This is a genomic window from Pseudoalteromonas sp. NZS127_1, from assembly GCF_015864295.1.
Taxonomy (GTDB): Bacteria; Pseudomonadota; Gammaproteobacteria; order Enterobacterales; family Alteromonadaceae; genus Pseudoalteromonas; species Pseudoalteromonas arctica.
Genome location: NZ_JADYXO010000016.1, coordinates 32,499 through 53,170, shown reverse-complemented (window position 1 = coordinate 53,170; position 20,672 = coordinate 32,499). Strand labels below are relative to the sequence as shown.

General features: G+C 39.6%; 23 protein-coding genes. 13 read left to right on the top strand and 10 right to left on the bottom strand.

The window, feature by feature from the left end:
• Positions 1-49: 49 nt before the first annotated feature.
• The 5 genes from I6F50_RS14355 to I6F50_RS14335 form a co-directional block, all read right to left on the bottom strand.
• Positions 50-748, bottom strand: a complete 699-nt coding sequence (locus I6F50_RS14355; RefSeq protein ID WP_197176553.1) for a hypothetical protein — start codon at positions 746-748, stop codon at positions 50-52.
• 80 nt (positions 749-828) lie between these two features.
• Entirely contained in the window at positions 829-1,680 is an 852-nt protein-coding gene (locus tag I6F50_RS14350; RefSeq protein ID WP_197176552.1) for an alpha/beta hydrolase, read from the bottom strand.
• Between the two features lie 76 nt (positions 1,681-1,756).
• Positions 1,757-2,047 carry a type II toxin-antitoxin system RelE/ParE family toxin gene (locus tag I6F50_RS14345; protein WP_197176551.1) on the bottom strand — a complete coding sequence of 97 codons (291 nt, stop codon included), beginning with the start codon at positions 2,045-2,047 and terminating at the stop codon, positions 1,757-1,759.
• The gene (locus tag I6F50_RS14340) at positions 2,037-2,288 is read right to left on the bottom strand and encodes a type II toxin-antitoxin system Phd/YefM family antitoxin (RefSeq protein ID WP_033029102.1); all 252 of its coding nucleotides are present in this window, start codon (positions 2,286-2,288) and stop codon (positions 2,037-2,039) included. The genes I6F50_RS14345 and I6F50_RS14340 overlap by 11 nt, the downstream gene beginning before the upstream one ends.
• Before the next feature lie 88 nt (positions 2,289-2,376).
• Positions 2,377-3,387: an RDD family protein gene (locus I6F50_RS14335; protein ID WP_197176550.1), complete on the bottom strand. Its 1,011-nt coding sequence runs from the start codon at positions 3,385-3,387 to the stop codon at positions 2,377-2,379.
• Between the two features lie 163 nt (positions 3,388-3,550).
• Here I6F50_RS14335 and I6F50_RS14330 point away from each other — a divergent pair, with 163 nt between their 5' ends.
• On the top strand, positions 3,551-4,327 hold the full coding sequence (locus I6F50_RS14330) for a hypothetical protein (protein ID WP_197176549.1): 777 nt from the start codon (positions 3,551-3,553) through the stop codon (positions 4,325-4,327).
• Positions 4,328-4,394: 67 nt separating this feature from the next.
• Positions 4,395-4,919: a CIA30 family protein gene (locus tag I6F50_RS14325; RefSeq protein ID WP_197159981.1), complete on the top strand. Its 525-nt coding sequence runs from the start codon at positions 4,395-4,397 to the stop codon at positions 4,917-4,919.
• Positions 4,920-4,940: 21 nt separating this feature from the next.
• Here I6F50_RS14325 and I6F50_RS14320 read toward each other — a convergent pair whose 3' ends face one another.
• The 5 genes from I6F50_RS14320 to I6F50_RS14300 all read right to left on the bottom strand — a co-directional run bounded on the left by I6F50_RS14320 (position 4,941) and on the right by I6F50_RS14300 (position 9,353).
• A complete protein-coding gene (locus I6F50_RS14320) occupies positions 4,941-5,477 on the bottom strand; it encodes a hypothetical protein (RefSeq protein WP_197159986.1) in 537 nt (178 codons plus the stop codon).
• 142 nt (positions 5,478-5,619) lie between these two features.
• Positions 5,620-5,874 (bottom strand): hypothetical protein, encoded by a 255-nt coding sequence (locus I6F50_RS14315; protein WP_197159988.1) that lies wholly within the window; start codon positions 5,872-5,874, stop codon positions 5,620-5,622.
• Positions 5,875-5,899: 25 nt separating this feature from the next.
• Entirely contained in the window at positions 5,900-6,376 is a 477-nt protein-coding gene (locus I6F50_RS14310) for an FKBP-type peptidyl-prolyl cis-trans isomerase (RefSeq protein WP_197176547.1), read from the bottom strand.
• Positions 6,377-6,396: 20 nt separating this feature from the next.
• Positions 6,397-8,817 carry a Lon protease family protein gene (locus I6F50_RS14305; protein ID WP_231609626.1) on the bottom strand — a complete coding sequence of 807 codons (2,421 nt, stop codon included), beginning with the start codon at positions 8,815-8,817 and terminating at the stop codon, positions 6,397-6,399.
• Positions 8,818-8,894: 77 nt separating this feature from the next.
• Positions 8,895-9,353: a zinc ribbon-containing protein gene (locus tag I6F50_RS14300; RefSeq protein ID WP_007585575.1), complete on the bottom strand. Its 459-nt coding sequence runs from the start codon at positions 9,351-9,353 to the stop codon at positions 8,895-8,897.
• A gap of 196 nt (positions 9,354-9,549) precedes the next feature.
• Between I6F50_RS14300 and leuS the strand changes: the two genes are divergently transcribed.
• The 11 genes from leuS (at position 9,550) to ybeD (ending at position 20,668) form a co-directional block, all read left to right on the top strand.
• Positions 9,550-12,138, top strand: a complete 2,589-nt coding sequence (leuS, locus tag I6F50_RS14295; RefSeq protein WP_166419146.1) for a leucine--tRNA ligase — start codon at positions 9,550-9,552, stop codon at positions 12,136-12,138.
• A gap of 1 nt (position 12,139) precedes the next feature.
• A complete protein-coding gene (lptE, locus tag I6F50_RS14290; protein WP_197159992.1) occupies positions 12,140-12,631 on the top strand; it encodes an LPS assembly lipoprotein LptE in 492 nt (163 codons plus the stop codon).
• Positions 12,631-13,668: a DNA polymerase III subunit delta gene (gene holA, locus I6F50_RS14285; RefSeq protein ID WP_197160000.1), complete on the top strand. Its 1,038-nt coding sequence runs from the start codon at positions 12,631-12,633 to the stop codon at positions 13,666-13,668. The genes lptE and holA overlap by 1 nt, the downstream gene beginning before the upstream one ends.
• A gap of 21 nt (positions 13,669-13,689) precedes the next feature.
• Positions 13,690-14,325 carry a nicotinate-nucleotide adenylyltransferase gene (nadD, locus tag I6F50_RS14280; protein WP_197176545.1) on the top strand — a complete coding sequence of 212 codons (636 nt, stop codon included), beginning with the start codon at positions 13,690-13,692 and terminating at the stop codon, positions 14,323-14,325.
• Positions 14,326-14,380: 55 nt separating this feature from the next.
• On the top strand, positions 14,381-14,698 hold the full coding sequence (gene rsfS, locus I6F50_RS14275) for a ribosome silencing factor (protein WP_165728920.1): 318 nt from the start codon (positions 14,381-14,383) through the stop codon (positions 14,696-14,698).
• 37 nt (positions 14,699-14,735) lie between these two features.
• On the top strand, positions 14,736-15,206 hold the full coding sequence (rlmH, locus tag I6F50_RS14270; RefSeq protein WP_007585562.1) for a 23S rRNA (pseudouridine(1915)-N(3))-methyltransferase RlmH: 471 nt from the start codon (positions 14,736-14,738) through the stop codon (positions 15,204-15,206).
• Between the two features lie 9 nt (positions 15,207-15,215).
• Positions 15,216-17,084 (top strand): penicillin-binding protein 2, encoded by a 1,869-nt coding sequence (gene mrdA / locus I6F50_RS14265; RefSeq protein WP_197176543.1) that lies wholly within the window; start codon positions 15,216-15,218, stop codon positions 17,082-17,084.
• Positions 17,081-18,187 carry a rod shape-determining protein RodA gene (rodA, locus tag I6F50_RS14260; RefSeq protein ID WP_197176542.1) on the top strand — a complete coding sequence of 369 codons (1,107 nt, stop codon included), beginning with the start codon at positions 17,081-17,083 and terminating at the stop codon, positions 18,185-18,187. Before mrdA ends, rodA begins: the two co-directional genes overlap by 4 nt.
• Positions 18,187-18,951 carry a septal ring lytic transglycosylase RlpA family protein gene (locus tag I6F50_RS14255; protein WP_165739928.1) on the top strand — a complete coding sequence of 255 codons (765 nt, stop codon included), beginning with the start codon at positions 18,187-18,189 and terminating at the stop codon, positions 18,949-18,951. Before rodA ends, I6F50_RS14255 begins: the two co-directional genes overlap by 1 nt.
• A 99-nt stretch (positions 18,952-19,050) precedes the next feature.
• Positions 19,051-20,214 carry a serine hydrolase gene (locus I6F50_RS14250; protein ID WP_165728924.1) on the top strand — a complete coding sequence of 388 codons (1,164 nt, stop codon included), beginning with the start codon at positions 19,051-19,053 and terminating at the stop codon, positions 20,212-20,214.
• Between the two features lie 175 nt (positions 20,215-20,389).
• Positions 20,390-20,668, top strand: a complete 279-nt coding sequence (gene ybeD, locus I6F50_RS14245; protein WP_197176541.1) for a DUF493 family protein YbeD — start codon at positions 20,390-20,392, stop codon at positions 20,666-20,668.
• The last annotated feature ends 4 nt before the right edge of the window (positions 20,669-20,672 follow it).

The window sequence follows — 20,672 nt, the reverse complement described above, 5'->3', positions numbered from 1 at the left end:
CTGTTGAAGTTCAGCTCTCAGTATTAAATTAGAAGTCAAAGCTCAAAATTTATGATGCTAACCTCACCCATACACTACTGTATACTGCTATGAATCCGATAAACATTGGACTATATAACTCTAAAAAGTCACGTTGACGAAATTGTTCCAGAAACCAGTGAGAAAACATAATACCGAGTGCGAATAAATACTGAAATTTATCTTTCGAGTCTATTAAATAAAACTTATATAGACGTGGGTTGCCATGCTCGTCATATTCAGTAAGGTCGATATAAGCATTAAAAAATAACCTTACTTTAAGGTCATAGTCTAAATAGCTATGACTGCTGTGTTTGTATTTATCATCATTAAGATATATTTTTTTTGGTTTAAGCAAATCAGGGATAAATCCATCAACTACATCATTGTAACTGTCATACCTTCTAAAAAACTTATTATCCAAAACTCTTGTAGCGAATTGTTTTTTATAATTATCTGTATAGAAGTGAGATATAGAATTATATCGGAGTAATAAATATCCAATCGATAACAGTAAAAGAGTATTAATACCTGTAGGGTTAGTAAATGTAATTTTAAAAATAAAAGTATTTGCCTCTGTAACCTTCGCGCCTGAGAAAGTAAGGGCTAATAACACTGATGAAATAATTACTAGCGTTTTTTTACAACTTGCTAAAGCAGTATCGATAGGCGGAGCTAAATTTAAATCTGCATTAATTGCTTTGTTTAACTCTTTCACAGGTTCAATCACTTAACTACGCTCCATTTTTTTGTTTAATAATAAAGGTGACTTTAGCTTTAAGCTTAAATAAATTAAAGATCATTAACACTTCATAACTGCAATAATTTTCTCAACCCATAATACCAGCTAAGCGCAGCGACTGTGCCATGAGTTTCACCTTCAAAGTAACGTTGATTTATATGTAAATTATTACTTGAATGCATTTTTAATCTTTTAGCAAACTCTAAGCCCCATTGGTAATTTGTTTTGCCAATCTCACCAAACGCTTCGGCATTATTTGCAAAGGTAAAATACACATTACCTTTAAGCAGCTTATTTATTAGTTGCTTCTCATCAAAATAACGATTGAGATAGTTATTATCCCAAAGATACGTGGCATCAATAATTAAGTAATCTGTAAATAGCGCATGGTTGATAAGCAATACATAGCTGGCAAACAAGCCACCGAAAGACTCGCCAATTAAAACTCGTTTATTTGATGTGCGATATTTTTTATTAATGAGTGGAATGAGTTCCTTTTCAAAAAAGGCGCTGTAATTTGCGGCGTTGCCAATATTTTCAAACTTTTCGAGTAGCTGACCGTTAAATGTCCAATCTACATTTGTAGGGGTAAAGTCGCGCTCTCTTATCGCATTTTTACTGTTAGGAATAGCAACAATAATAGCTTCTTGTATTTGCTGCTCTAGCCGCTCTGTACTGAGCGCTTCCACCAGTCCAGCAACTGCTTTTAAATGGGTTGGGTCACCATCAAGCAAGTAAATCACAGGATATACTTGATTCGGGTTTTCACTGTAGCTTAGCGGTAAATAAACACTATAATTACGCTGTTCATTTAAAATAGTAGATTTTAGCTGATAGGTTTTGGCTAAAATAATAGACTCTGAGGCATTTACATTTACTGTAAAAAATAAATATAAAAATATTATTGATAAGACTTTCATACATATCCTTGTATTAATAACAAACCAAGAAGAAACGTCTGGCTTTCTTTCAACAATCAAAACACCGCTTTTATTGCTATTCCTTAATTCGCGACGCTAACTTTTTATATATCGCATCTTTATCGCGCTTACCAATTGCAAGTACATAAACCACAACTTCGTTGTCAATAACTTCGTAAGCTAAGCGATACCCTGCCGTACGCAATTTTATTTTGTAAACATTATCAAAGCCTCGCAACTTGGATGCAGGCACATGTGGGTTGTCTAAGCGCTCAGTAAGTTTCTTTTTAAACTGACTTTTAAGTGGGGCCGCTAGCTTCCCCCATTCCTTTAACGCCGCAGGTAAAAACTTTAACTTATAAGTCATCTATACTAACTTCAACCGCTTGAGATAAATCACCTCTGCGGCTCTCAACAACTTTAGTTAGTTCATAATCATCCAGTTGTTCCATAATTAGCTCATACATTGGTGCAGGTACTAAGTAAGCAGCAGGCTTGTTATGATTTAATATGGCTATTGCAGCGCCATCTGCTTCATTTAAAAGCGCTGTTGGATTTTTTTTAAGTTCTGAAATACTTGCCGAACAATCAGCTAAAACTTGTCTCATGAAACACCTAAAAAGAACTAAATTAAGCCCTAATTTTAGACCTTTTTTTATTTATAGCTATTCTTTTTTATAATCTTGTTAGTTTTTATTACTCTTTCACTGCATCTACAACGGTTTCAACATCCACAACTTGATTCAAGTTACCTTTAATAACCACTGTCGCCGATATTTTATCTTGAATGGCTTGTCTGTTTGGATCCCAGTATATCTGCAGGAACCCTAATAGCCCGGTTGCAAAGCCTGCGCCGTAGCCGCCATAGCGACCAAAACAATCTAATAAACCTAATGGCTCACCGCTTAGGGCGACCACGCGAATATTACATGCTTTTTTACCTGGTGTTTGCCCGCGCCAAAGTAACGAGAACAACGTAAAGTAAACAGCAGCCCAGCCAAACCCTAAGCCTAGGTCTTGAATAATGCCTTTGCTCCACTGCAAAATACTGTTAGTAGTTGTTTGTGCTGGCTTTTCTTCTATTAACTGTGCCGGTTGTATTTCGTTATTTTCACTGAGCACTAATAGCTGTAAAAATACGGTAGCAAGTTGTGGGCTTTGTAGGTCATTCATTTTTGCTAATTTGGGTACTTCCCCTATTAAATTATCAAGCGCATTTTGCTGGCAAGGTTGATCACAGCTTTCATCGGCTGTTTGCGCTAAATAAGTATTTACCCGTTGCTTTTCTGTGGCGGTAAGCTGAATTTCATCTTGTATTTTTACGCCCTGAACAGCTAGACCTTGATCAGCGTTATCGTCTTCTAGGTAATCTATGCCAATTGAAAGCACAGTAAGTGCGCTTACAAATAAAAAACTTGCTGCAAAAATTTTTAGGGTTCTTCGCCAAAACGACGACATTTTAGGTAAGTACTGTTGCGCAGTGCCTTTATAAAAAGCCATTGCAGCGACAAATGCGATTAAAGCCGCACTGAGCTTGGCTGCTAAAAATATAAGTGCAACATCAATTATAATCGCTAATGCACGCCTACTTGGTGTAGCTAAAGGCAAGCCTAGTAATGCACTGTCAATTTTAAAGGCGTAGGGGGTAACAACTTCTCGGGTTTCAGAATTTGATAATTCTAATTGTTCTATCTCTTTGGCTTTCATTATTTTTCTTGTTATTAAAATAGGTAACCCGGTTAACTTACGCGTTTTTTATTTTTTGCTCAAGGTAAACCTAAAGTAAATAAAACAACGACAACTCCTAACTGTTAGTGAACTAAATGTAATTTAATTACTCATAACAGCACTAATAAGTTGAGGATTTAATGTGAGTAAAGGGAATGCATGGCCGTGGGTCATCTCGTTATGTATACACGCTATAGTGTTGTACTTTTTGTTTTCGCAATCTATTAACGTTGCGCCGCCAAAGGAGGAAAAAAGCGCAATAATACAGGCCTATGTTACGGTTAATTTAGCAAGCCTACCTAAGCCAAGCTCAATTGTTACAACAACTAATGCGCCTGATATAAAACCTGTAAATACTAAAACTGATGCACCAAATGCAGCGACCTCTAACACTACACCTATAAAAAAAGATTCTACAAAAGCCAAAGTAAAGGTGACTAAAAAAACGCAAGCCAAAACCACCACGTTACCACAGGCACAAACTGAGCTTAAAAAAGAGCCTGTAAAACCTGTTGAACCCCAGTTAGCCGCGCCTTCAGAGCCTACAACAAAAGTTTCTCAAACATTTAAAAAGCTAAATCCATACGCGCCGCTATTTGGCTCTCCTGTAAATAATATGACTCATAAAAAAATGGTCTCCTTTGGTGAAGATAAAAGCTCTGAAAATGATGAGATAAACAATAATCCCACTATTAAAACGCCAGTAAAATCTGCTAATTCAGAAGTTATTAGCCAAAATACAGCAGGCACACGACGATTAGAAAAATTTAACGGTAAATGCTATTTAATTGATACTTCAACCGTATTTGGTAGTAATGGCATGCCTCAAGGTAGCGGTAAACCCTGTCCTGAGGATAAAACTGATAAAGAAATTATGTTTGAAAAAATCATGGAAAAATGGAGCCGTAAAAATAATTAGCTTTAAATAAGTGAACAAATAATATGTTTATCCGTATTGGTAAGCTTAAAGTACTTAGGAGTAAACCATGATCACCAAACAACTATCATCACTTTTTGTATTTAATTTATTAGTTGTAAGTGCACAAGCTAATGCAAACCAGCGCTGGTACGTTGTTAACGACTCAGTAATGGGCGGTGTATCTAATAGCCAATTCACACAAACTCAAGAAAGTTTGCTGTTTACAGGCAATGTTTCGCTTGATAATAACGGCGGTTTTGCATCAATACGTACAGAGCTAAATACACAAAGCCAAAATACTAAAGCTATAGCACTGCGTGTTAAAGGCGATGGACAAACCTATCAGCTTAGACTCAGAACTACCAATTACCTTGATGGCGCAGCGTACACCCACTCATTTAAAACAGTAAAAAATGAATGGGTAGATATAAACTTTGCTCCGAGTGATTTTACTTTAACGTATCGCGGTCGCGTGCTTGAGCAACAACCGATTATTGATTTTGATGACATAAAACAGCTAGGCTTTATGATTGCAGGCAAGCAAGAAGGTAGGTTTAAACTTGAAGTGGGTAAAATTGAGTTTAAAAGCTAGCCCACCAGCATGTTGATGGCGCTAAATAGTATAGTCGTCACCTCGCCTTTTCATTTCACTAATAACCAACTCAACCATTTGTTGCTTTACTGCCGCTTGCTCTGATTTTAGCTCTCCAAGTTGCAGCTCTAGCATGTCTATTTGCTCTTGTTGTTGCGTGTTTTTATATTGTTTTGCACCTAGATGCTCTGCATCTAAAGTTAAACTCGCATCACTTTTATTCGGCTCACTTGCAGAAGTATTTATAGTTAAACTACGTTGTACGGGACTTTGTTTAAGCTTGCTAATTTGTTCTTGCAGCGCAATAACTCGCCCAGTAAAGTGCTTGTATACTTTTTCTAGATTTTTATATTGATTGCTAAACGTAGCGTTATCTTCACTATATTCTTGCGCTTTGGTATCTAGAAACTTAGATAACACATATTTTGGCTCTTCTTCATTCTCTTCCTCGCTATTTTCTCCACTCGCTTTTTCAACAGATAGTTTATCTGATTGCGCTAAAGGTTGAGTATTTGGGTTGTGTACTTGGTATGGAATGGGAGTCGGTGAAATCTTCATTATTTTATCCCTAAAATAGCTTTGTAACTATTATAGGTATCGACCTCGTATTAAAATCCTTAAGTAAATTTTATTGTTAGCTAAAAGCAAAAAGCCCCACTTTATTAAAGTAGGGCTTATACCAATTTATTAAACTAACTCGTTACTTAGTGCTCTGGCTATCTTGCGAGAGTGCAATAAGAGCAAGGGCTGCATTTAGGCGAGTATTTAAATTATTATAAATAGTCATGGCAAACACACCGATAATACAAACTATTAAACCCATTTGTAGGTTAACGCTCATCTCTAGTAAAAAAACAGCTGCAATTAGTAAGCATAGCGCTAATGCATAAATAATAGATTGAAAGGTAAAGTTAATATCACCCTTGGCTATTTTAAGTAATTCATCTTTATTCATAATTTACTTCCTTGTTATTTGATCACTAAGACTCAATTGCCAGTAACTCTACTTCAAAAATAAGTACTGAGGCAGGAGGAATACTCCCTACACGTTTTTCGCCGTACGCTAATTGATGCGGTACGTATAACGTGTATTTGTCGCCGGGACTCATAAGCTGTAAGCCTTCAGTCCAGCCTTTAATAACTTGGTGTAAACCAAAGCTAATCGGTGTTTTACGCTCTACTGAGCTGTCAAACACAGTGCCGTCGATTAGCGTGCCATGGTAATGCACGTTAACCATACTTTTTGGGGGTGGTGTGTTTTCACTATCGCTTTTATGGATTACTTTATACTGTAGGCCAGATGCGGTTTCGACCACGCCCTCTACTTTTGCGTTAGCCGCTAAGTAATCTGCACCTATTTGTGCATTTATGCCTGCTTGTTGTTTTGCTTTTTTACTATTTTGAAATATTAAAAAACAAAAAATGGCGATAACCACCGCCAAAATTATATTGATCATCATTAACCTTTTTCGTTGTTTTACTTTTCGTTATCTGGCTCTTCGTCTTTTTCGTCGTCATCATCGCCATTAACTATGTCGGCAATTTCTTTAAGACGAGCAAGCGCAATGCCATTTACTGAGTTTTCTGGATACTGGTCATCAATAATATCGCCAGCTTCTATATCCATTAATAAGTTAAGCGCTTGGTCTACGGTTTCTACTGCGTAAATATTAAATTTACCCGCTTCAACCGCATTAAGTATTTCGTCATCAAGCACTAAGTTAACTTGGTTTGATTTAGGAATAATAACGCCTTGCGAACCTGTTAAACCACGCATTTTACACAGTTTAAAAAAGCCTTCTATTTTTTCGTTTACGCCACCAATGGCTTGAACATCACCATGTTGGTTTATAGAGCCTGTAAGCGCAATTGATTGGCTAATAGGTAGGCTTGTAATAGACGAAATAAGCGCACACAGCTCTGCTAAAGATGCGCTATCGCCATCTATGTAACCATAGCTTTGCTCAATGGCAATATTAGCGCTAAGCGTTAAGCTAAAGTGCTGCGCATATTTATTACCTAAATAACCGGTAAGCAACATAACACCTTTTGAGTGAATTGCTTTACCAAGCTCAGCTTCGCGTTCAACATCTATTACGCCATCGGCGCCAGCATAAACCGTTGCCGTAATACGCGCAGGGGTACCAAATGAGGTATCGCCAATGTGTAATACGGTTAAGCCATTTACTTTACCAATGGCTTGGCCGTCGGTTGCAATAAGTGTGTGGCCTTCTTTTATATCACTGAGCATATTTTCGCTAATTTGGCCGGTACGGTATTGCTTGCCTTCAATGGCTTCGTCAATATGGTGCGCGTCAATAACGGCTAATTTGTCTTGTTTTGCGTAGTAACTCGCTTCTGCAATAAGTTCAAGTACATCAGCAAAACGCGCTGATAATTTATTTTGATGCTCAGCTTGGCGGTAACTAAATTTAAGTAAACGCACCATAGCAGCCTGCGTTGCAGTGCACTTTAATGTTTGCTCGCAATACTCGGTTACTTTAGTAATAAACTGGTATTGCAATTTATCGCTACTTGGCAAGTAGTAATCAAAGTCGGCTAATACTCTAAATAGTTCTGCAAATTCTTCATCGTATTCACCTATGGTGTAGTACAACTCGCGCGAACCTAATAAAATAATTTTAACATCAAGCGGTATAAGCTGCGGGCGAAGTGTAAAGCTAGTCCCTACTGTGCTGTCTTGGTACGGTAAATCGTTTTTAATTTGATGTGTTTTTAACGCGAGTTTTAAACCATCCCACACTTGTGGGTTTGCCATGATTTTTTCAGCGTCCATAATTAAATAACCGCCATTAGCACGATGCAATGCACCAGCCTGAATTGAGCGATAACAGGTAATTAAAGAGCCTTGCGATGTTGAATACTCAATTTTGCCAAATATATTGCCAAACGTTGGGTTGGGCTCGTACACAACCGGTGCTGCGTCGTCCTCTTTAAACTCAACTAAAATGTTAGGTGCAAAAAAGTCGGTAAGCATGCCTTTGCGATCAAAGTCTTCTTTGCTTTCTTCACTTTCATCTTCGTCATCTAGCCATTCAAGTACCGCGTCTATAATTTCAACGCGTATATCTTTTAAATAGCGCAGTACACCAATATGCGTGGCATATTTATGTTCTAAGTCTTTTAAAAGTGGTTTAGTGGCTTGCTCTGCAGTCGATTTTTTAAGGTTGCGTTGTTTTTCTTTTGATTCGCGTTTCCAACGTGGCAGTTCTATTAATGCTTCTATTAATGCATCTTCTAGCTTTTCAATTTTTTCAAAAAACTCTTCACGTAACGTTTCTTCAAGTTCGCCAAATTCGCTGTCGCTTAATTGTTTACCATCTACAAGTGGTGCAAACCCGACTGAATTTTTTTCTTCAACTAATGCAACGCTTTGCTCAAACGCCGCAATTTCTACTGCGGTAATAGCACTGTCGTAGGCGTCGTTAAATTCACGGTCGATTGATTTTTTCTTACGTTGGTACGCTGGGTTGTCAAATGCAGCTGGAAAGGTGTCGAGCACTTCATCTAAAAATGAATCTATATCGTCACTAAGTTGCTTGCTTTGCCCTGGTTGCATAAACAGCGCAATGGGCTCTCTGTGATCATCGTAATTATTTACGTATAACCATTCGTTTGGCGTTGAGCGGTCTTTTGCGTGTTGCTTAAGTTTATCTTTAACAAGCGTAAAGCGCCCGTGAGCAGCCTCGCCCATTACATAAACGTTGTAACCCGGCAGTTCCATCCCTAATGAAAAATCTAAAGCACTTTGGGCGCGTTGTTGGCCTATAAACGTAAGTTGCTCTGGGTATGGATTGCTCATGCACGTGTTTACGTGATTAGTAGAAATACTCGGTGCGAGCTTTGAAACAGATAGTGGCAGCAATTTTTTCGTCATTCTAACTTCTTTTTTTACCAGCATATTCGCTGGCCTTTGGGCGTATTAAGTGGCCCGCAGCCACTTAATACTTATATTTAAGGGTGCAGTGCCTTACGACTAAAATAGATTCCATCACATTCAATACACGGTGTAATTTGTGTAGCGTGATAAACATCGTAACTATGGGTGCAATTCTTACATACTAATGTGCCCATGGCTATCCATTCGCCTGCGTGATACACACCATTGTGCTTAAAATCTTGACTTAAAGATTGCCACTCAAGCTGGGTTTTATCTTCTATATGCGAAAGTTCAAACCAAAGAGACTCTTTAAGCTCTTGCCATGCAAGCGAATTATAGTGTGATTCGTTCTCTACTATATGTTCAATATCATTCTTTAAATAGCTTTTATAGAGCTCATATCTTTCTTGACTTAAATCTTTAAGCGCCTGCTCAGATTCAACAAACCCAGAAACCACATCTTTTAAACCATGCTCTTTTACATCTTTTATCCAATGGGTAAAACTGCTAAGCCATGTTTTGTAATCAGTCATTTTTTACTCCTTCAAAATTGCTGTTAAATCAGTCTGTAACTTATGTCTTTAGCTAACCACACTATAAAAAAGCAGGTTAACCTGCACTGAAAGTTACAATTTAATAAAAGCATGTTTTTGACGCTGTGAATAGTGTTTTATTTGGGGTATCCTAACGGCAATTTTTTATTAGTTTGCAAGAAGTCTGGAACCATAGATGCAAGAGCAATATAACCCGCAAGATATAGAGTCAAAAGTACAAAGCTACTGGGAAGAAAACCAGGTATTTAAAGTCACTGAAGATGAGAGCAAAGAAAAGTATTACTGCCTTTCTATGTTCCCTTATCCGAGTGGTCGACTGCATATGGGTCATGTGCGTAACTACACCATTGGTGATGTTGTTTCTCGTTTCCAGCGCCTGCAAGGCAAAAACGTAATGCAACCTATGGGTTGGGATGCGTTTGGGTTACCTGCAGAAAACGCTGCTATTAAAAACAAAACAGCACCCGCTAAGTGGACTTACGAAAATATTGATTACATGCGTACCCAACTTAAGCAATTAGGTTTTGGTTATGACTGGGATCGCGAAATTGCGACGTGTCATCCAGAATACTACAAGTGGGAGCAGTGGTTTTTCACTAAGCTTTATGAAAAAGGCCTAGTGTATAAAAAAATGTCGACGGTTAACTGGGATCCAGTGGATCAAACCGTACTCGCTAACGAGCAAGTTATTGACGGTCGCGGTTGGCGTTCGGGTGCTGTAGTTGAGCAAAAAGAAATTCCACAGTGGTTTATTAAAATTACTGACTACGCACAAGAGCTACTTGACGATTTAGACAAGTTAGAAGATTGGCCAGAGCAAGTTAAAACAATGCAGCGTAACTGGATTGGCCGCTCTGAAGGGTGTGATATTGAATTTAAACGCACCGATAACGACGAAACATTTAGCGTATACACAACTCGTCCAGATACCTTTATGGGTGTTACGTATGTTGCTGTTGCCGGTGGCCACCCTATTGCACAAGAAGCCGCTAAAAATAGCGATGCTATTGCAATGTTTGTTGAAGAATGCAAAAACACCAAAGTTGCCGAAGCAGACATGGCAACAATGGAGAAAAAAGGCATAGCAACAGGCTTTTACGCCACTCACCCATTAACGGGCGAGCAAGTACCAATTTGGGTTGCTAACTTTGTATTAATGCATTATGGCTCAGGCGCTGTAATGGCAGTACCTGCACACGATCAACGCGATTTTGAGTTTGCAACGGCGTACGGCCTAGATATAAAACAAGTTATTGCACCTGCTGAGGGTTCAGACCTTGAAGTAAACCTAAAAGAAGAAGCGTTTACTGATAAAGGCGTACTTGTAAATTCGGGTGAATTTAACGGCCTTGATTTTGAAGCTGGTTTTAAAGCGATTGCCGACAAATTAGAAGCACTAGGCGTTGGTGAGCGTAAAGTAAACTTCCGCCTGCGTGACTGGGGTGTTAGCCGTCAGCGTTATTGGGGTTCTCCAATTCCAATGCTTAGCGATGAAGATGGTAAAGAACTTGCCGCAACAGAAGATATGCTACCCGTTCGACTACCAGAAGATGTGGTAATGAACGGTGTAACTTCACCACTTAAAGCAGACCCAGAGTGGGCTAAAACAACCGTAAATGGCGCACCTGCGTTTCACGAAACTGATACGTTTGACACCTTTATGGAATCGTCTTGGTACTACGCACGCTACTGTAGCCCACGCTACGACGAAGGCATGCTAGATCCAGCGGCTGCTAACTACTGGTTACCAGTAAACCAATACATTGGTGGTATTGAGCATGCAATTTTACACTTATTGTACTCGCGCTTTTTCCATAAATTATTACGTGACTTTGGTTTAGTAAATTCAGACGAGCCGTTTGACCGCTTACTTTGTCAAGGTATGGTACTTGCTGAAACATTTTATCGTAAAGATGAAAAAGGCGGCGACATTTGGATTTCGCCAACTGATGTAAACACCGAAACCGACGATAAAGGCCGTGTAACTAAAGCATGGCACAAAGAAGATGGTGAACCGGTATTCTCATCAGGTATGAGCAAAATGTCTAAGTCTAAAAACAACGGTATAGACCCACAACATGTAATTGCCCAGTATGGTGCAGATACAGTGCGTTTATTCATGATGTTTACAGCACCACCAGAGCAAACGCTTGAATGGTCAGACTCGGGCGTAGAAGGCGCACACCGTTTCTTAAAGCGTGTATGGAAATACGCGGTAGACGTTAAAACAGTAGGTTACCAAGCACTTGATAAATCAGCGCTAACTAACCCACAAAAAGTATTACGTCGCGACTTACACAAAGCCATTGCTAAAGTGACTGATGATGTTGAACGTCGTCAAACCTTTAACACCGCTATTGCCGCTATTATGGAGCTTTCTAATAAGTTATTAAAAGCACCACTGAGCGACAAACAAGATGTAGCGATTGCTAATGAAGCACTTGAAGCATTAATTATTATGCTTGCACCAATTACTCCGCATTTATCACATGAGCTTTGGAAAGAGCTTGGTAAAGAAGGCGAGATTTTAGATGCTGCGTGGCCAAAAGTTGACGAGTCGGCTCTTGTAGAAGATGAAAAATTAATCATCGTGCAAGTAAATGGCAAACTTCGCGCTAAGTTAACCGTGGCAGCTGGTGCAACTCAAGAGCAAGTAGAAGCCCTTGCGTTTGCTGAATCTAACGTCACTAAATTTACAGATGGCTCAACTATTCGTAAAATTATTTACGTACCAGGCAAACTACTTAACGTGGTAGCTAACTAATATGGCTGCATTTAACGCCATTAAAAATGGACTAGCCTTAGTGCTAGTCTGTTTTTTGTTATCAAGCTGTGGCTTTCATTTAAAAAAAGCCTCTAGCTTGCCTGATAACTTAAAACAGCTAACACTTGTAGGCGATGACGAAAAATCGACTTTATTTACTGAGCTTAAAAAAGAACTTAAAGCGAGTAATGTAAAGCTAGTATCGTCAGCTAAAGATAAAGCTCAATTGTATTTACGTAAAGAAACTATCGAACGCCAAACACTTTCGTTGTTTCAAAATGGTCAGGTTGCTGAATACGAGCTCGCTTATGGCGTATCGTATGTAGTTAAACGACCAGGTGAAAAAGCGATAGAAAAACGCTTTGAACTGTACCGTAATTACCAAGACGATCCGGATCATGCATTAGCAAAAGCAAAAGAGCTTGAGCTACTCATTAGCGAGATTCGTGAGCAAGCCAGTCGTCGTATTGTTAGAGAGCTGTCGCAACTATAATGCGCTGCTACGCTAATCAATTACCGAGTGAACTAAGTAAAGGGCTAAAGCCTTTTTATTTAGTGTTTGGGGAAGAGCCTTTTCAAGAAACGCAATGCGTACAGCAAATTCGTGACGTTGCTAAGCAGCAAGGGTTTGATGAGGTAATTAAGTTTACTTTAATGCAAGGGTTCGATTGGCAAGAAATTATAGCCCAGTATCAAAGCATGTCGCTGTTTAGTGCGCGCACTATTATTGAGCTTGATTTGAACCAACAAAAGCCAGGCGTTATAGGCAGCAACACCTTTAAAAAAGTAGTTGAGCTGGTTAATCCCGATACTATTTTAATTGTTAAAGGCGCTAAAGCCAGCCAAGAAGTACAACGTGGTGCATGGTTTAAAGCCCTTGATAAACTAGGCGTATTTGTTCCTTGTTACCCGCTTACAGGCACGCATGTAAAACGATGGCTTGACGATCAATGCCAACGTTTATCGCTCAATGTACAAAACGACGCCAAAGTAAGCTTAATTAATGCCACTGAAGGTAACTTATTAGCGTGTTTTCAGGAGCTTGAAAAACTCTCACTACTGCACGGCAATACTTTAATTACTCAGCAATTAGTAATGCAAGGGCTTTTAAATCAAGCCAAGTTTGATATTTTTGATTTAAGTGATGCACTATTAAATGGTCACGCTAAACAAGCTATAAAAGTATTAAACAAACTTGCGAGCGATAACACCGAAGTGGTGAGCATTTTGTGGGCAATTACCAAAGAGCTTAATACACTAATAAGTGTGCAACTTGGTTTACTAAATGGCGAGCCTATCGCTAATTTATTTAAACAAAAGGCTATTTGGAAAAACCAACAAGGCCCAGTTCAAAATGCTATTAACCGGTTAAACATGCACACACTAGAGCAAATAAATAGTGATGTAGCGTTGTTTGATGCCAGTTATAAGCAAGGTAAGTTAATAGCACCTTACCAAGCGCTTGCACATATTTGCATTAAATTTTGCCAGCCGCTTAACATTCCTATGCCGTGCCACACGGCTAATTAATAAATAGCTAATGGGTGTTAAATGATCGCAATTTTTGGTGGTACCTTTGACCCAGTCCATTTAGGCCATATAAATATGGCGCAGCAATGCGTTAATGCGTTTAATTTAGATACGCTTTATTTTATGCCGTGTGCACTCCCTGCACATAAAGCTGCGCCGGGTATTAGTACGCAGCATCGAGTTAATATGCTCAACGCAGCTATTGCACCTTATCCTCATTTTGAACTCGATTTAAGAGAACTTAACCGAACGGGTCCATCGTACTCGTTACTTAGTTTGCAAGAACTTCGTAAAGAGCACCCCACTACACCTATTTTATTTTTAATTGGTATGGACTCATTTAACAACCTAGATAAGTGGTTTGAGTGGAAGGCAATAACGCAGCTTTGCCATATTGTGGTGTACCAGCGCCCTGCTCAACATTGCACTGTAACAGGTGAGCTCAAAAGCTATATGCAACGCGCAAATGCCGGCGAAGTAGCGGCACTTAAACACACACTTGCAGGTAAACTTTATTTTTTACCGGGCGAAATGCTCGATGCGGCCTCAAGTACTATTCGCAAGCAGCTAAAAATAAGTAATAAAAAGAATGAACTATTGCCCGATGCAGTGAGTCATTACATAGAAGCGCATCAGCTCTATCAAATTGATGCTTAAAAACTCCTAGCGTGTTAAAATGCGCGCCATTAAATTTTTAAATTGAGACAAAACCTTGGATTCAAAACAACTACTCGCCTTTGCAATGGATAAAATTGACGATATGAAAGCGCGTGACATCGTTCATATTGACGTAACTAAGACATCAGATATCACAGATTACATGGTAATTTGTTCTGGTACTTCTAAACGTCACGTACAGTCAATTGCTGATCACTTAGCAAAAGAAGCGCGTCATGCAGATTCAGAACCACTAGGTTATGAAGGTGAAGGCGACGGCGAATGGGCACTGGTTGATTTAGGTGATGTGGTTGTACACGTGATGCAAAGCGAAGCACGTATCTATTACGATCTAGAAAAACTGTGGGGCTAAACGCTCACTCATTTTAGACAATGCTTGGAAGTAATACGTGAAAATACAAATGATTGCTGTTGGTACCAAAATGCCAGCATGGGTAGAAACGGGATTTGCAGAATATCAGCGCCGTTTCCCTAAAGATATGGCCCTTGAGTTAATTGAAATTCAAGCCGGAAAACGTGGTAAAAATGCAGATATAAAGCGTATTTTACACATTGAAGGTGAAAAAACATTAGCGGCTATTCCAAAAGGCAATCGTATTGTAACGTTAGAGGTAACAGGGAAAGCGCTGGATACTCACCAACTTGCTAAAAATATGGAAAAATGGCAACTCGACGGCCGCGATGTAAGTTTACTTATTGGCGGACCTGAAGGACTTGCTCCAGAGTGCATTGCAGCGTCTGAGCAAAAATGGTCGTTATCTAATTTAACATTGCCGCACCCATTGGTGCGTATTATTGTTGCAGAGAGCCTTTACCGAGGCTGGAGCTTAAATAACAATCATCCTTATCATCGCGAGTAACGCCTTGCCATGCTAAAACATAGACCCACTATTCGTGACCACTCCGCAGAGGCAAACTTATTTGCTAGGCGAGCATTCGTGGGTTTTGTTTTTGTATTGGGATTAGTCGCTGTATTGCTTTCTAATCTTTACACTATTCAGGTAGAAGATCACCAAGACTACCAAACCCGCTCTAACGACAACCGCATTAAAGTTATTCCTATTGCACCCAATCGTGGTTTAATTTACGACCGTAACGGTGTACTACTTGCTGAAAACAAACCTGTTTACAACCTTGAAGTCATCCCCGAAGAGGTAGATGACCTTGACGAATCGCTTGATCAAATAAGTAAAATAATTGCGATTACAGAGCAAGATAAACAAGACTTTTTAAAAGATATAAAACACACCCGTCGTTTTAAATCACAAGTATTAAAAGCCCGCTTAGACGAAACAGAAGTGGCGAAATTTTCGGTTAATCAGCATAAATTTCCTGGTTTTAGTATTGAGGCACGTCTGGCTCGCTACTACCCATTTGGCGACACGCTAACGCATGCGCTTGGATATGTTGCCAAGCTTAATAGAAAAGAGCTAAACCAATTAGAACAAGAAGATCGTGCAACCAATTACCGTGCTACATATGATATTGGCAAGCTCGGATTAGAAAAATACTATGAAGAGACATTGCACGGTAAAGTGGGCTCACAACGGGTAGAAGTTAATAACCGTGGCCGTGTAATTCGCACTCTAAGCATGACCCAGCCACAACCTGGTAGCGATTTAGTACTTACCTTAGACATTGGCTTGCAACAAATTGCACAGCATGGGCTTAAAGATATGCGTGGCGCTGTTGTAGTTATGGATGCAAAAGATGGTGGCGTGCTGGCACTTTATTCAAACCCAAGTTACGACCCAAATTTATTTGTACACGGCATTAGCAGCAAAAATTATAAAGCGTTACTTAACCAAGACCGTCCGTTAATAAACCGTACTACGCAAGGTCGTTATGCGCCTGCCTCTACGGTAAAGCCCTTAATGGCTGTATTAGCGCTTGAAGAAAATATAGTAAATGAATCAACATCAATGTGGGATCCTGGCTTTTTTCAAATTCCAAACGTTGAACACAAATGGCGAGACTGGAAACGGTGGGGTCATGGTCATGTTGATGTATACAAAGCGATTGAAGAGTCTTGCGATACTTACTTTTACGATGCGGCTTATCGATTAGGCATAACTAAAATAAGCGACTTTATGGCGCGTTTTGGTTATGGCGATTTATCTGGTATTGATATTCACGAAGAAACCACCGCTATTCTACCTTCAAAAGAATGGAAAGAAGGTCGCTTTAAAGAGTCTTGGTGGCGCGGCGATACTATTTCGGTAGGTATTGGACAGGGTTATTGGACTGCTACACCAATTCAAATTGCAAACGCAACTAACATATTGGTTAATCGTGGTATTAATCACCCGCCTCATTTAGTGCAAGTGGTTAAAAAAGATAGCGATGTAACGCAAATAAATAACGAAGAAAAACCCCCTGTTATTTTAAAAGATCCACGTCATTGGCAGGTATCGTTAGATGCTATGCATAACACGGTCCGAAAAATATCTGGTACAGCGCACAAAGCATTTAAAGGCACTAACTACGATTCGGCGGGTAAAACCGGTACCGCGCAAGTAGTAAGTATTGCACAAGGTGAACGTTACGATGCTAAATCGCTTAAAGAGCGCCAACGTGACAACACTATTTATGTAGGGTTTGCACCTTATAACGATCCAAAAATTGTGGTTTCTGTTGTATTAGAAAACAACCACGGCGGTATTCAAATTGCTCGCCAACTTATGGATTATTACTTTGCAGCCAATCCAGTTAATCTTGCAAGGAACGATACACCATGACCGACTTGCACGATAAACGCTCTATTTGGATGCGCATGCACCTAGACCTACCACTGCTTATCGCATTACTTATCATGATGGCTGGTAGCATAATGGTTGTATACAGCGCCAGCGGGCAAGACTCTTCAATGATGATTAGGCACATGACCCGTATGGGCGGTGCGATTGTTGCTATGGTTATTTTAGCCCAGTTTTCGCCTGCCACACTAAAGCGTTTAGTAATCCCACTTTATTGCGTTGGTTTATTAATGCTAGTGGGTGTACTTTTGTTTGGTGTAAGTTCAAAAGGCGCACAGCGCTGGCTTGATTTAGGCGTTACACGGTTTCAACCTGCTGAACTAATGAAATTAGCAGTACCGATGATGGTTGCTTGGTATATAGGGCGTAATCACCTACCTCCTCGTCCATTGCACTTAATTATTGGTTTTATGATTGTAATGCTCCCTACATTATTAATTAAAGAACAGCCCGATTTAGGTACCGCCATACTTATTGCTAGTTCAGGTATATTTGTATTGTTTTTGTCGGGCTTAAGTTGGCGTTTAATCGGCTTTTTAAGCTCTATTGTAGCGCTTGCCGCATGGCCATTTTGGCACTACGGTATGCACGATTATCAAAAGCAGCGTGTACTCACCTTTTTAGACCCTGAGAGCGATCCGCTCGGTTCGGGTTATCATATTATTCAATCTAAAATTGCTATTGGATCAGGCGGTATAGAAGGTAAAGGCTGGCTGCTTGGTACGCAATCGCAATTAGAATTTTTGCCAGAGCGCCACACCGACTTTATATTTTCGGTTTTAAGCGAAGAATTTGGTTTATTTGGCGTATGTGTTTTACTAAGCCTGTATTTGTTTATTATTGGCCGTGGTTTATACATTGCTGTTAATGCACAAGATGCATTTGGTAAATTGCTCGCAGGCGCACTCACCCTCACCTTTTTTGTGTACGTATTTGTAAACATAGGCATGGTGTCGGGTTTATTACCTGTTGTAGGCGTACCTTTACCACTGATTAGTTATGGTGGTACATCGATGGTGACGTTAATGGCAGGATTTGGCATTATTATGTCAATTGCGACAGATAAAAGGATGCTTTTAAAATAATGCGACACACTAATCAGCTTATATTTACTACATTATTAATTTTACTTTTAAGTGCTTGTAGTAGCGGATCAAGTAGCCGTTATAGTATGCGTCATGATGCAGCGCCATTAAGAGCCCCAACTACACTTGAGATGCAAGACGCTATAGTAACCGAAACCACTAAAAGTGCTAGCGCTAGCCGCCCATACACAGTGCTTGGTAAAAGCTATTCCCCGATGCTTGATGAAACAGGTTATTCTGAGGAAGGTATTGCCTCGTGGTATGGTCGTAAGTTTCATGGTTATCACACCTCAAATGGTGAAACCTACGATATGTTTGCCATGACCGCAGCGCATAAAACACTGCCATTACCTAGCTTTGTTAAAGTAACCAATACCGCAAATGGTAAATCGGTAATAGTGCGCGTAAACGACCGGGGCCCGTTTCATGACGATAGAGTGATTGACCTTTCGTACGCAGCCGCTTATAAGCTTGGTTATTACACTCATGGTACAGCAAAGGTTAAGCTAGAGGCCGTTACGCTTGCTGGCTCTGCTGTAAATCAAACCTATATTCAAGTAGCTGCAGGTAGTACACTAACAAACATTGAAGCGCTAGCAAGCACGTTAAGAAGTCAGTATAAATTACCAACAAATATCGTTCAAAAGGACGCTATTTATAGATTGCACCTCGGCCCTATTAAAGATGCCCAGCATGCAAAAGAAGTATTACAAAAATTAAAACAAGATCAATTTCAAAACGCGTTCTTGCTATACACTCAGTAAGACTAATACCCAAACTACCCCAGGATGCTCGCATCTCAGGGTAGTTTGGGTATAAAATGGCGTAACGCGAATCTTTAACTTTAACCATTAATGAGTATGATGAAATCTATTAAACATAAAATCCTCAAAGGTGTATGCGGCCTAGTTTGTACAGCCGCCGTATTCTCAGCCAGCGCCCAAATTATTCCGGCACCACCTCAAGTTAATGCAAAAGGTTATTTTTTAGTCGACTTTACAACTGGTAAAGTAATTGCTGAAGGTGAAGCTGACACACAGCTAGCACCTGCAAGTTTAACTAAAATGATGACCAGTTATGTAATTGGTACTGAAATTAAAGCCGGTAACATTGCCAATACCGATATGGTAACGGTAAGCGAAAAAGCATGGGCTAAAAACTTCCCAGAATCTTCTAAAATGTTTATTGAAGTAGGTAAGCAAATTAGTGTTGATCAGCTTAACCACGGTATTATTATTCAATCTGGTAATGATGCATGTGTTGCAATGGCTGAGCATATTGCTGGAAGCGAAAGCGCATTTGCTGATTTAATGAATGCACATGCTGCTAAATTAGGTATGAGCAACAGCCACTTTATCAACAGCCACGGCCTTGATACTGACGAGCACTTCACAACTCCGCGCGATATGGCGACACTTGGTGCTGCACTTATTCGTGATGTACCCGATGAATACGCACTTTATAAGCAAAAGTCATTTACTTATAACGGCATTAAGCAATATAACCGTAACTCATTATTGTGGGACGAAAGCTTAGATGTTGACGGTATTAAAACTGGCCATACATCAGAAGCAGGCTACAGCCTAGTTACCTCAGCAACTAAAAACGATATGCGTTTAATTGCTGTTGTTATGGGTACTACCAGCGAACGTGCTCGTAAAGTAGAAAGTAAAAAGCTACTTAACTATGGTTTTCGTTTTTATGAAACAATTACTCCGTACAAAGCAGGCGATAGCTTTGCAGAACAACGTATTTGGATGGGTAACAAAGAAAATGTATCTTTAGGTATTTTAGAAGATACACCGATTACTATCCCACGTGGTCAGCATAAAAACCTTAAAGCTAACTTTGAGCTAGATAACACGCTTGAAGCACCACTTGCTAAAGGTACTAAAGTAGGTACGTTATTCTTACAACTAGAGGGCGAAGATATTGCTCAATACCCGCTAGTAACACTTGAAGAAGTGGAAGAAGGCAGCTTCTTTAGCAAAATTTATGATTACTTACGTTTACAGATAATGCAGTAATTTACAGTTGCCCTACTAACGTGGGTAACTAATTTAAACGTCTCCACTGTGAGGCGTTTTTTTTTGCTTGAAAAATGTTAGAATGCGCCCCATATAAGCAAGACTGCTAATTGCCTATCTGTATTAAGCTTCGAGCTTGCATAGAGTCCACACTTTTGTATGAGGAGTCACCGTCGTGGTTCAACCTGTTAAAGATACTAAATTTGATGAGTACCTAGAGTACCCTTGCCCATTTACATTCAGAATAATGGGTTTAGCTAATGTAAACTTAACTGATCAAATTTTAGCTAAGTTACAACCAATAGCACCTGGCGATTACGCCCCTAAAGTAAAACCAAGCAGTAAAGGTAATTACGAGTCAGTAAGCCTTATAGCAACAGTTACTAGTGGCAAACACATTGAAGAAATTTACAACGTGATCAGCAATATTGATGACGTACGCCACATGCTTTAATCCA